The organism is Skermanella sp. (genome assembly GCF_059503625.1).
Genome location: NZ_JCACHA010000603.1, coordinates 1 through 12,445, shown reverse-complemented (window position 1 = coordinate 12,445; position 12,445 = coordinate 1). Strand labels below are relative to the sequence as shown.

Genomic DNA, 12,445 nt, shown 5'->3' with positions numbered 1-12,445 from the left:
TGCAGAGCAGGATCGCGACCGTGGCGGATGCACCCGACAATGCGGCCATGAAGTGGTCACGGTGGAGCGACGGCGGCTCCTCCCGTACGCTGATCCGCTCTCCCCGCCCGATCGCGGCGTGAAGCCCGACGATCTCGTCCCAGTACAGGATGAGGTCGCGCAAGCGGGCGCAGAGCGAGCGGAGCAGCAGGGCATCGTGATCGCCCCGGATTGCGGCGTCCGAAGGCTCGACCGTCGTTATCCGCTCCAGCAAAGCGGATTTGCCGCCATCCGGATTGTCGAGCCAATCGGCAATCTCCGCCAGCAGCGGGCTTATGTCGTCGGCAAGGTCCGGGCGATCGCGCCTGAGGCTTGCCAGTCTGTCCTGTACCGAAACCGCGTTGGACAGTAGCATTTGCAGCCGCCGCTGAAGCCGGCGCACGCCCGCTTCCGCCGCCCGCAGCTCGGGCGTGTCATAGCTGGCATGGACCCGCAGACCGTCCAGTGCGGCGGCACTGACGATCAGCCGATGCCGGTCGGCTTCCCACTCCGACCCCGCAGCCTTTTCCGTCACCACGTCCCTCGTCCAGCGCCGCGCATCCTCCAGCCACGCCGTCAGCCGCCCCATCAGCATGCCGCCGACCCGCTGTGGGAACACCACCTGACTGACCACCACCATGACCAGGATGCCCAGGATGATCTCCTGGCACCGCGCCACCGCGGTATCGAAGATGATGCCGGGGGTATCCACGATCGGAAAAGCGATGATCCCCGCCGTGTATCCCGCGAGCATGAAGGAATAGCTGCGCGGCGTCCGGTCCAGCACGGTCGCGTAGACGCAGACCCCGGCCCAGACCGCCAGGGCCAGCGTCAGGAGTTCCGGCGATCCGGCGAAAGCGGTCGTCGCGAACACCGCGAAGACGGAGCCGGCGATGGTTCCCACGACGCGGTATGCCGCCTTCGACTGCACCATGCCCACCAGCGGCTGCGCCACGATGAACACGGTCAGCATCGACCATGACGGGTGCGGCAGGTCGAGCGCGAAGGCGATGTACAGCGCGATCATCGACGCGCCGAACGCCTTGACCGCAAAGGTCAGGTTGCGGATATCGAACAAGAACATCGATACCGGCCGTCAGGCTTCGATCCGCTCTTCGGCGGGTTCGTCGATCTGGAAGCTCTGCTCGATGCGGTCGAAGGTGCGTAGCGCCGACACCACCTCGTCGTCGAGCACGCCGAGCAGCAGGCGCCGCCGGATGGCGCTCGCCACGCCGTTGACGCCGTCCAGCACGTCCAATCCCCGTTCCGTCAGCCGCACCACCTTCGAACGGCGGTCGGTCTCGTGGTCGAAGCGCTCGACCAGACCGGAAGCCTCAAGGGCGTCTAGCAGCCGGACCAGCGACGATCCCTCGATGTCGAGCGACCGCGCCAGATCCTTCTGACGCGCCTGTTTTCCCATATGCGACAGGTGGAGCAGGGGCATCCAGGTGGCCTCGGTAAGGCCGTAGGGCTTCAAGCCCTCGTCGATCTCGCGGCGCCAGCGGCGTGCGATCCGCGCCAGCCGGAAACCGAAAGCCGCCCTGAGGGCGGCGGAATTCGCGTCCATGACAATGTACCAAGTAAGCTTATTATTAGGATGCTAATATGTCGCCGCCATTCCTGCGCGTTCAAGGTACAGTTAACGTTTCATGAACGCGCTTGCCGTAACACTGCCCTGCAAATTGCGAATGAAACTAACGGCCGAGTGCCGCCGGGTCGAAGTGCCGGATGAAGTCCAGCAGCACCCGCATCGACAAGTCGGCATCCTCCACCGTGATCGACTCCGCCGGATTGTGGCTGATGCCTTCGCGGCAGCGGGTGAACAGCATGCCCACGGGGCACAGCGCCGCCACCGCCATGGCGTCGTGCCCGGCGCCGCTCGGCAGCTTCCGGGGCTGCACGCCGCAGCGGCCGACCGCCTCCGACAACTGCGCGATCAAGCCGGGTGCGCACAGCGTCGCCGGCGCGTCGTGGGACTGCTCGACGCTGACCGTCAGCCCGCGCCGCCCGGCAATGGCCTCGATATCGCCCAGTACAGCCGCCGAAGCTGCACGTCTCACGGTATCGTCGGGCGACCGAAGGTCAATCGTGAACACGGCGCCGCCGGGGATTACGTTGACCGCGCCCGGCAGCGCTTCGATCCTGCCGACGGTGGCGACCAGATCGGTCCCCTCCAGCCCCCGGCGCTCGACCGCCAGCACCATTTCCGCAGCACCCGCCAGCGCGTCGCGCCGGAGCTTCATCGGCACCGTGCCCGCATGGTTCGCGGTGCCGCCGACCCGCACGATGAAGCGCGACGCCCCGTTGATGCCGGTGACGACGCCGACGCCCAGATCCTCCGCTTCCAGCACCGGCCCTTGCTCGATATGGAGCTCGACATAGGCCAGCACCTCGTCAGGCCGACGCGCGGCGGATGCGATGGTGTCGGGATCGCCGCCGAATGCCCGCAAGGCCTCCACGTACCCGACCCCGTCGGCATCCGCCACGCCCAGCGCCGCGTTGTCGAGGGTGCCGGCGATGGCGCGGCTGCCGGTCAGCGTCACCGGAAAGCGCACGCCCTCCTCGTCGCCGAACCCGACAACCTCGATGGCGAACGGCAGCCGCTCGGCCCGCCGGTTCAACTCGGCCACCGCCGCGACGCCGGCCAGCACGCCGAAGTTGCCATCGTACTTTCCGGCATTGCGGACGGTGTCGATATGGGAGCCGATCAGCAGGGCAGGCAGCCCTGGCCGCTCCCCCTCGTAGCGCCCGACCACGTTCCCGGCGGCGTCGATCCTGCCGGTCATGCCGGCCTCCGCCATCCAGGCGATCAACCGCTCCGCCGCCGCCTTGTGCTCCTTCGTCAGGAACAGCCGCGTCAGCATGCCGGGTTCGGCCGTGAAGGTGGCGAACTCCTCCAATCGGTCCATCAGCGCCTGGCCCAGATCGTGCCGAGGCTGCCCTGTTATCTGATAAAGCCGAAGGAGCGCTATCCGCTCGACCTGCCCCAGGGCCGTCTGGAACTCCTGCTGCGGCGTATTGCCGACCCGATTCTCGAAGGCGCGCAGGATGTCGTGCCGGTCCAGCCCGCGCACTGCGATGATGAAGGGGAAGCCGAACTTCGCTTGGTAGGTATCGTTCAGTTCCTGGAAGCGGGCGAACTCCTCCGCCGTGCAGCGGTCAAGGCCAGCTCCCGCCTGCTCCGCCGAACTGTCGGCGGTCAGCTCGCCCGCCAGCGCCAGCTTTCCGGCCAGATCCGGATGGGCGCGCAGGACGACCAGTTGCCGCTCCGGCCCCGCAACCCTGAGCACGGCGCACATGGCGGCATGAAGTCTGCCGACATCGGCATTCAGCAGACCGGGATCGGCGGCAAGCGCAGCCTCCGCAATCCAGGGCGAATGTTCGAAGACGCCGCCAAAACGGGCAATGAAGCCATCGGCGTTAAGATCGCGGGCCAGATTTTTCGAATTATCCGGAGACATTTGCACCCTTCCACCAATAGCATCTGTGGGTAAAGCTACCGTCCCGGACGGAGTTTGGACCTTTGCGAAAGTTTTGAAAGTCTTTCCGGCCGTGCCGTATCGACGGCCTGGGCAGATTAGTGAAACATTTACTAAGAAAACTCCGCAAAGAGATAACAAGCGGAAACTATGACAGGCAAGGAGAGACAGATGGGGACGACGGCCAATAGCACGGATAGTACGGGGCGGCTCACCACCCACGTCCTCGATACCATGCACGGCAAACCGGCGGCAGGCCTTTCCGTCACCTTGTTCCGAATCACCGGCGACGACCGCGAACTCGTCCTGACCACCAGGACCAACTCCGATGGCCGCTGCGACGCGCCGCTGCTGTCGGGCGCCACGATGGTCACCGGCGTCTACGAACTGGTGTTCGACGTGGCCGCCTATTTCCGCGAAGCCGGCGTCTCCCTGAAAGACCCGCCGTTCCTCGACCGCATCCCGCTCCGCTTTGGCCTGTCGAATGCAGGGCAGCACTACCATGTACCGCTGCTGGTAAGCCCCTTCGCCTATTCCACATACCGCGGTAGCTGAACGCTGAGGAGAACCGCACCCATGCGCGATTGCGTGAGATTCCTGCTGGGCGACGAGTTGAAGGAAATCCGGAACGTCAATCCGACGATGACGGTGCTCGACTGGCTGCGCCTGTCCGAACGCAAGACCGGCACGAAGGAAGGCTGCGCCGAGGGCGATTGCGGCGCCTGCACCGTCGTCGTCGGGCGGCTGGACGGCGACGCCATACGGTACGAGGCAGTCAACGCCTGCATCCGCTTCGTTGCGACCCTGGACGGCTGTCAGGTCCTCACCGTCGAGCACCTCAAGACAGCGGACGGCGAGTTGCACCCGGTGCAGCAGGCGATGGTCGATTGCCACGGTTCCCAGTGCGGATTCTGTACGCCGGGCTTCGTGATGTCGATGTTCGCCCTCTACCACAACGATCCCAACCCGACGCCGGCCGGCATCGACGACGCGCTTGCCGGCAATCTCTGCCGCTGTACCGGCTACACCCCGATAGCGGCGGCCAGCCAGCGCATGTACGAGCTGGCCGACCCGGCAAGCGACCGTTTCGCCCATGCCCGCACCGCCATCGCGGAAGGGCTGAAGGCCCTGAAGGACGATGAAACGCTGCGCGTCGGCGAAGGCAACCGCGTCTTCTACGCACCCGCCACGCTGGAAGCCTTCGCCACGCTTCTGGCCGAAAACCCGGACGCCCGCATCGTTTCCGGCGCCACCGATGTCGGCCTCTGGGTGACCAAGTTCCAGCGCGTCCTCGACACCGTCATCTACACCGGCCGCATCCAGGGCTACCGCGACGTCACCGACACCGGCGATACGCTGGAGATCGGGGCAGGGGCGACATACACCGACATCCAGGCCCCCATATCAGCCCTCTACCCCGACTTCGGCGAGCTGATCCGGCGCATCGGCGCCGTCCAGGTCCGCAACGTCGGCACGATAGGCGGCAACATCGCCAACGGCTCACCGATCGGCGACTCACCTCCGGCCCTGATCGCCGCAGGCGCCACGCTGGTCCTGCGCTCGGCCTCGGGCCGGCGCAGCATGCCGATCGAGGAATTCTTCATCGACTACGGCAAGCAGGACCGCCGCGCCGACGAGTTCGTCGAGAAGGTCATCCTGCCCAAACCCGCGCCCAACGCCCGTTTCCGTGCCTACAAGATCACCAAACGCTTCGACCAGGACATCTCCGCCGTCTGCGCCGCCTTCTCGATCCGGCTGGATGGCGGCACCGTGGCGGAAGCCCGCATCGCCTTCGGCGGCATGGCCGCGACCCCGAAACGAGCACCCCTTGCCGAGCAGGCCCTGACCGGCCGCCCCTGGACCGAAGCCACCGTCCGCGACGCCATGGCCGCTCTCCGCAGCGATTTCACGCCCTTGACGGACTGGCGCGCCAGTTCCGGCTACCGCATGACCGTGGCCGCGAATTTGCTGATGAAGATGTATGTCGAAACGACCGACCCCGACGCGGACACGCGTCTGGTCGGCGACCGGAGTCTGGTCCATGCCTGATTCGACCCCCATCGCGACGGCGGAGCGCATCACCGGCGGCGTCCATGTCGACCGGCGGCACGACAGCGCCCATAAGCACGTCACCGGCGAAGCCGTCTATATCGACGACATCCGCGAACCGGCCGGACTGCTCCACGTCTATTTGGGATTGAGCGACCGCCCGCACGCCAAGCTGCTGTCGCTCGACCTCTCCAAGGTCAAGTCCGCTCCCGGCGTCGTCCGTGTCCTGACATCGGCCGACATTCCCGGCACCAACGACGTCAGCTGCATGGGCCGGCACGACGAACCGCTGTTCGCCGACGACCTGATCGAGTACGCCGGCCAGCCCCTGTTCGCCGTCGCCGCCGAATCTCGCGACCAAGCCCGCCGCGCCGCCCGCCTCGCGGTCGCCGAATACGAGGACCGCGACCCCGTCCTGACCACGGCCAGGGCGCGGGAGACCGGCACGGTCGTCTTCCCGCCGATGACCCTGAAGCGCGGCGATGCCGCCGAAGCGATAGCCTCGGCACCCCGCCGTCTGGAAGGCCGTATTTCCATCGGCGGCCAGGACCACTTCTACCTCGAAGGCCAGATCGCCATGGCGATCCCCGGCGAGGACGACGAAGTGCTCGTCCATTCCTCGACCCAGCACCCCAGCGAGGTCCAGCACATCGTAGCCCACGTGCTGAACATTCCCGCCAACGCCGTCTCCATCGAAGTCCGGCGCATGGGCGGCGCCTTCGGCGGCAAGGAAACCCAGGCGAACCTGTTCGCCGCCACGGCGGCCCTGGTCGCGAAGAAGACCGGACGCGCCGCCAAGCTGCGCCCCGACCGCGACGACGACATGGTCATCACCGGCAAGCGCCACGACTTCGAGGTCGATTACAGCGTCGGCTTCGACGACGAAGGCCGCATCAAGGGCGTCGACTTCCTGTTTGCCGCCCGCTGCGGCTTCGCCGCCGACCTTTCCGGCCCGGTCACCGACCGCGCCCTGTTCCACTGCGACAACACCTACTTCTACGAGGCGGTGCACGCGCAATCCCTGCCGCTGAAGACCAACACCGTCTCCAACACCGCCTTCCGGGGCTTCGGCGGTCCGCAGGGCATGGTCGCAGCCGAGCGCATCATCGAAGAGATCGCCTACGCCGTCGGTAAAGACCCGCTAGAAATCCGCAAGCTGAACTTCTACGGCGAAGCCGGCCGCGACGTGACCCCATACCACCAGACGGTCGAGGACAACATCGCCCCCGAACTGGTGGCCGATCTCGAAGCCCGTAGCGACTACCAGTCCCGCCGCGCCGCGATCCGCGAGCACAACGCCGCCATCGGGGCAAAAGGCGGCTACCTGCGCAAGGGCATCGCCCTGACGCCGGTCAAGTTCGGCATCTCCTTCACCGCGACCCAGTACAATCAGGCCGGCGCTCTCGTCCACGTCTACACCGACGGCAGCGTCCACCTGAACCATGGCGGGACGGAGATGGGGCAGGGGCTCTACGTCAAGGTCGCCCAAGTCGTCGCCGAGGAATTCCAGATCGACATCGACAAGGTCCGGATCACCGCGACCACGACCGGCAAGGTGCCCAACACCTCCGCCACCGCCGCGTCATCCGGCGCCGACCTCAACGGCAAGGCCGCCCAAGTCGCCGCCCACACCATCAAGGAACGCCTGATCGGCTTCGCGGTGGACAACTGGGGAGTCCCGCGCGAGCAGGTCGTCTTCCTGCCCAACCGCGTCCGCATCGGCAATCAGGAAATTCCCTTCGCCGATCTGGTCCGCACCGCCTATATGGCGCGAATCCAGCTCTCCTCCACCGGCTTCTACAAGACGCCTGAAATCCACTGGGACCGGGCCGCCGGCAGCGGTAAACCGTTCTATTACTTCTCCTATGGCGCCGCAGCGGCGGAAGTCACCGTCGATACCCTCACTGGCGAGTACCGCGTGGACCGCGTCGATATCCTCCACGATGTCGGCAAGTCGCTGAACCCCGCGCTGGACCGGGGGCAGGTGGAAGGCGGCTTCGTCCAGGGAATGGGCTGGCTGACCATGGAGGAACTATGGTGGGACCAGCGCGGCCATCTCCGCACCCATGCGCCCAGCACCTACAAGATCCCGGCATGCAGCGACCGCCCGAAGATCTTCAACGTCCACCTGCTGGAGAACTCGCCCAACCGCAAGGACACGATCTATCGCTCCAAGGCGGTCGGCGAGCCTCCCCTGATGCTCGGCATGTCGGTGCTGCACGCGATCTCCGACGCGGTCGCCAGCGTCGCCGGTTACCAGCGCTGCCCCCGCATCGATCCCCCCGCCACGCCCGAAAAGGTGCTGGCCGCGATCGAGGCCTTGCTGGAGCAGGTTCCACCGCCATGACCGATCTGGCGCCCGCCCTCAGAGCCATGCTCCAGCGCGGCGAACCAGCCGCCCTGGTGACGGTGGCCGACGCGCGCGGCTCGACGCCGCGCGAGCCGGGCGCCCGCATGCTGGTAGGGGCGGACGCCGCCATCGGCACCATCGGCGGCGGCCGGCTGGAATGGGACGCGATATCCCGCGCCCGCGCTCTCGCTTCGGACACAGCGCAGCCGCCGCACACGACCATCGATGTGCCGCTCGGTCCCGCCATCGGCCAATGCTGCGGCGGTCATGTCACCCTCCGGCTGGAGCGGGCGGACCCTACCGTCCTCGCCCGCATCGAAGCGGAGGAGCAAGCAGCCTCCGCCCGCCGGACCCGCGTCCTGCTGTTCGGCGCCGGGCATGTCGGCAAGGCCATCGCCACGGCGCTGGCGCCCCTGCCGTTCGACATCCAGTGGATCGATGAGCGGGCCGAGGAGTTCCCGCCCCAAATTCCTGGCGGCAACGTCCACCCCATCGTCACCAACGCCCCCCTGGACCTGATCGCCGAAGCTTCGCCCGGCTCCTGCTACCTGATCCTCACGCACCTGCACGCGCTGGACTTCCAGATCGCCGAAGCCGTCCTCCGCCGGGGCGACTTCGCCTATGCCGGCCTGATCGGCTCGGCCACCAAGCGCCGCCGCTTCGAACGCACCTTCATCGCCCATGGCGGCGACCGGCACGTCCTCAGCCGGTTGACCTGCCCAATCGGTTCGGCTTTACACCGCGACAAAAGACCCGCCGTGATCGCGGCCCTGGTCGCGGCGGAACTGCTCATTACCGTTGCCAAAGCATCGAAAGAGGCCGAAGAACCTGCCGATGCGAGGCTTGAAGTAAAACTCTGAGGGAACTGGGAGAGTGAAACATGACCAACGATGCCGCCGGGGCGCCTCCCCGGCTTGAGCTTCGCAGAATAACCAAGCGCTTCCCTGGGGTAGTCGCCAACGACGGCGTCAGCTTCTCAGTCCAACCCGGTGAAATCCACGCATTGCTGGGCGAAAACGGCGCCGGCAAGAGCACCCTGGTCAAGATCATCTACGGCGTCCTTCACGCCGACGAAGGCGAAGTCCTGTGGAACGGCCAAGCCGTCAACCTCGCCAACCCTCACGCCGCCCGCCGGCTCGGCATCGGCATGGTGTTCCAGCACTTCTCCCTGTTCGACGGCATGTCGGTGCTGGAAAACATAGCCCTGGGCCTCGAAGGCAAATCCGACATGCGGAAGCTCAACGACCGCATCGTCGAAGTCTCCAAAGCCTACGGCCTGCCGCTCGATCCCCGGCGTGAAATCCATACTCTGTCGGTCGGCGAGCGCCAGCGCGTCGAGATCGTCCGCTGCCTGCTCCAGGATCCCAAGCTGCTGATCATGGACGAGCCGACCTCCGTCCTGACCCCGCAGGAGGTCGAGCGGCTGTTCGGCACTCTCCGCCAGCTCTCATCCGAGGGCTGCTCGATCCTCTACATCAGCCACAAGCTTCAGGAGATCAAGGACCTGTGCCACCACGCCACGATCCTGCGCGGCGGCAAGGTCGTCGGCGAATGCGATCCCGCGACCGAATCCACCCGTGGCATGGCCCAGATGATGATCGGGGCGGAACTGAAGACGCTGGCCCGCCGGGGTGCGCGCCCGCGCACCGCAATCCGGTTCAACGTCGATAACCTCAGCCTCGCCACCGACCAGCCCTTCGGCATCAACCTGAAGAACATCGGTTTCGAAGTCGCCGCCGGCGAGATCTTCGGCATCGCGGGCGTCGCAGGCAACGGCCAGAACGAGCTGATGCGGGCCTTGTCCGGCGAGCTGACCGTGGCCCAGCCCTCCTCGATCCGGCTCGACGACAAGCCCGTCGGCAATCTCGGCGTCGAACCTCGCCGCGCCCTGGGATTGTGCTGCGTTCCCGAAGAGCGCAACGGCCACGCCGCCGTCCCCGACATGAGCCTTGCGTCCAACGCCCTGATCAGCGCCCGCAACCGGATGAAGCTGGCGGTCGGCGGCTGGATCAAGCACGACGCGACGCGCGAGTTCGCCGAGCGGATCATCCAGGAATTCGGCGTCAAGGCGCGCGGTCCGGACAGTGCCGCCCGCAGCCTGTCCGGCGGCAATCTCCAGAAATACATCGTCGGCCGCGAGATCCTCCAGACCCCCGAAGTGCTGGTCATCGCCCAGCCGACCTGGGGCGTCGATGCCGGAGCGGCGGCCGCCATCCACCAAGCCCTGTTCAACCTGGCCCAGAATGGCGCGGCCATCGTCGTGGTTTCCCAGGACCTGGACGAGCTGCTGACCCTGTGCGACCGCCTCGCTGTTCTGAACGTGGGATCGCTGTCCAGGGCGATCGACACCGCCGATGCCTCGATGGAGGAAATCGGATTGCTGATGGGCGGCCTGCACGGCATGTCCGCCGAAGTCCCGGCTGTCCATGGGAGCGCCCAGAATGTCGCTTAAGTTCGAAGCAAGGCGGGAAATCCCCCGCTGGCTGGTCTACGGCACGCCCCTGCTGGCAATCGTCCTGACCATCCTGTCCGGCTACCTGCTGTTCATGATCCTTGGCCTGACCCCCGGATCGACCCTCTACATCTTCCTGGTCTCGCCGCTGGAAACGCAGTTCGGCCTAGCCGAACTGGCGGTCAAGGGCGGACCGCTGATCCTGATCGCCACCGGCCTCGCCATCGGCTTCCGCGCCAATGTCTGGAACATCGGTGCGGAAGGGCAATTGACGATGGGCGCCATCTTCGGCGCCGGCGTGGCGCTGGCCTTTTGGGGCGACGAGGGCTTCTGGATTCTCCCGCTGATGTTCGTGGCCGGGGCTCTTGGCGGCATGCTGTGGGCGGCCATCCCGGCCTTCCTCAAGACGAAGTTCGAAGTCAGCGAGATCCTGACCAGCCTGATGCTGACCTATGTCGCGACGCTGGTGCTCAGCATCCTGGTCCACGGCCCCTGGCGCGATCCGGATGGCTTCAACTTCCCGCAGAGCCGCCTGTTCACCGAGGCCGCCATCCTGCCGGTCATCCTTGAAGGCACCCGCCTGCATGTCGGAGCCCTGGTGGCCCTGTTCGCGGCGGCAGCCGCCTGGGTGCTGCTGACCTACACCGTCACCGGCTTCCAGATCAAAGTCGTCGGCCAAGCCCCCATGGCCGCCCGCTTCGCCGGCTTCAGTCAGAAGGGTACGGTCTGGTTCTCGCTGCTCCTGGCCGGAGCGCTCGCCGGCGTCGCCGGCATGATCGAAGTCGCCGGCCCGATCGGCCAGCTGACGCCCCAGCTCACCCCCGGCTACGGCTTTACCGCCATCATCGTGGCCTTCCTCGGCCGCCTCAACCCGATCGGCATCGTCCTGGCCGGGATCGTCATGGCGATCTCCTACATCGGCGGCGAGAACGCCCAGGTCTACGCCCAGTTGCCGCAGGCGGCGACGGGCGTGTTCCAGGGAATGCTGCTGTTCTACCTGCTGGCCTCGGACTTCCTCGTCCGCTACCGCGTCCGTATCCAGTCCGCCAAACCCCGCCGGGAGGTCGCCACGGCATGACCGATTTTCTGGTCCTGATCACTGTCTCGATCGTCATCGCCGCCACCCCGATGCTGTTCGCCGCCGTCGGCGAACTGGTGGCCGAACGCTCCGGCGTCCTGAACCTCGGTGTCGAGGGCATGATGCTGATCGGCGCGGTCGTCGGCTTCGGCGTCACGATGTCGACCGGCAGTGCTATCCTCGGCATCGGCTCGGCGGCCCTGGCAGGCGCGGCGCTGGCCCTGGTCTTTGCCGTGCTGGTGCTGACCCTGATGGCCAATCAGGTTGCGACCGGCTTGGCCCTGACCATCTTCGGTATAGGCCTCAGCGCCCTGATCGGGGCCGGCTTCGTCGGCATGCCCATCGCCGGACTGCCCAAGCTCGACATCCCCGTCCTCAGCACCCTGCCGGTCATCGGCCCGCTGCTGTTACAGTACGACGCCATGGTCTACCTGTCGATCGCCCTGACTGTCGCCGTCGGCTGGTTCCTGAAGTATACCCACGCCGGCATGGTCCTCCGCGCCGTCGGCGAGTCGGCCGAATCCGCCCACTCCATCGGCCATCCCGTGATCGGCGTCCGCTATCTGGCGACCCTGTTCGGCGGCGCCATGGCCGGCTTAGGGGGCGCGTTCCTGTCGCTCTCCGTCACCCCCATGTGGGCCGAGAACATGACGTCGGGACGTGGCTGGATCGCACTGGCCCTGGTGGTCTTCGGCTCCTGGCGGCCGGGCAGGGTGCTTCTCGGCGCCTATATCTTCGGCGGCGTGACCATCCTCCAGCTCCACGCCCAGGGCAGCGGCAGCACCGTCGGCCTGCCGTCCCAGGTCTTCACGATGCTGCCCTATCTGGCGACCATAGTCGTCCTGACGATCATCTCCGCCGGCCCCTGGCGCGGCCGCTTCCAGGCCCCGGCTTGCCTCGGGCAGTCGTTCCGGCCTTCGGTTTGATAGCGAATTTTAAAAATACTGATTGGTAAGGGCTACAGACCGTAGGTCGGTCTAAAGCGAAGCGGCAGCCGACAAGCAGGCGCGTCTATGTCG

At 66.5% G+C, this 12,445-nt stretch carries 10 protein-coding genes; 7 read left to right on the top strand and 3 right to left on the bottom strand.

Features of this window, described 5'->3' with window-relative positions; genetic code table 11:
- The 3 genes from AC5JJ6_RS16280 to AC5JJ6_RS16270 all read right to left on the bottom strand — a co-directional run.
- Nucleotides 1-1,102: FUSC family protein (locus tag AC5JJ6_RS16280; RefSeq protein WP_496043062.1), on the bottom strand; the 1,102-nt coding region annotated here is incomplete at its 3' end.
- A 12-nt stretch (nt 1,103-1,114) separates the two neighbouring features.
- The gene (locus tag AC5JJ6_RS16275; protein WP_496043061.1) at nt 1,115-1,585 is read right to left on the bottom strand and encodes a MarR family transcriptional regulator; all 471 of its coding nucleotides are present in this window, start codon (nt 1,583-1,585) and stop codon (nt 1,115-1,117) included.
- A gap of 127 nt (nt 1,586-1,712) precedes the next feature.
- Nucleotides 1,713-3,479, bottom strand: coding sequence for an allantoate amidohydrolase (locus AC5JJ6_RS16270; RefSeq protein WP_496043060.1), 1,767 nt, complete (start codon nt 3,477-3,479; stop codon nt 1,713-1,715).
- A gap of 189 nt (nt 3,480-3,668) precedes the next feature.
- Here AC5JJ6_RS16270 and uraH point away from each other — a divergent pair, with 189 nt between their 5' ends.
- Genes uraH through AC5JJ6_RS16235 form a run of 7 tightly spaced genes read left to right on the top strand, consistent with a single transcriptional unit; the run spans nt 3,669 to nt 12,352 of the window.
- Nucleotides 3,669-4,052, top strand: coding sequence for a hydroxyisourate hydrolase (gene uraH, locus AC5JJ6_RS16265; RefSeq protein WP_496043059.1), 384 nt, complete (start codon nt 3,669-3,671; stop codon nt 4,050-4,052).
- Nucleotides 4,053-4,073: 21 nt separating this feature from the next.
- Entirely contained in the window at nt 4,074-5,546 is a 1,473-nt protein-coding gene (xdhA, locus tag AC5JJ6_RS16260; RefSeq protein WP_496043058.1) for a xanthine dehydrogenase small subunit, read from the top strand.
- Entirely contained in the window at nt 5,539-7,893 is a 2,355-nt protein-coding gene (xdhB, locus tag AC5JJ6_RS16255; protein ID WP_496043057.1) for a xanthine dehydrogenase molybdopterin binding subunit, read from the top strand. The genes xdhA and xdhB overlap by 8 nt, the downstream gene beginning before the upstream one ends.
- The gene (gene xdhC / locus AC5JJ6_RS16250) at nt 7,890-8,756 is read left to right on the top strand and encodes a xanthine dehydrogenase accessory protein XdhC (RefSeq protein ID WP_496043056.1); all 867 of its coding nucleotides are present in this window, start codon (nt 7,890-7,892) and stop codon (nt 8,754-8,756) included. Before xdhB ends, xdhC begins: the two co-directional genes overlap by 4 nt.
- 20 nt (nt 8,757-8,776) lie before the next feature.
- Entirely contained in the window at nt 8,777-10,348 is a 1,572-nt protein-coding gene (locus AC5JJ6_RS16245) for an ABC transporter ATP-binding protein (protein WP_496043055.1), read from the top strand.
- Nucleotides 10,338-11,426: an ABC transporter permease gene (locus tag AC5JJ6_RS16240; RefSeq protein ID WP_496043054.1), complete on the top strand. Its 1,089-nt coding sequence runs from the start codon at nt 10,338-10,340 to the stop codon at nt 11,424-11,426. The genes AC5JJ6_RS16245 and AC5JJ6_RS16240 overlap by 11 nt, the downstream gene beginning before the upstream one ends.
- On the top strand, nt 11,423-12,352 hold the full coding sequence (locus tag AC5JJ6_RS16235) for an ABC transporter permease (protein ID WP_496043053.1): 930 nt from the start codon (nt 11,423-11,425) through the stop codon (nt 12,350-12,352). The genes AC5JJ6_RS16240 and AC5JJ6_RS16235 overlap by 4 nt, the downstream gene beginning before the upstream one ends.
- Nucleotides 12,353-12,445 lie beyond the last annotated feature (93 nt).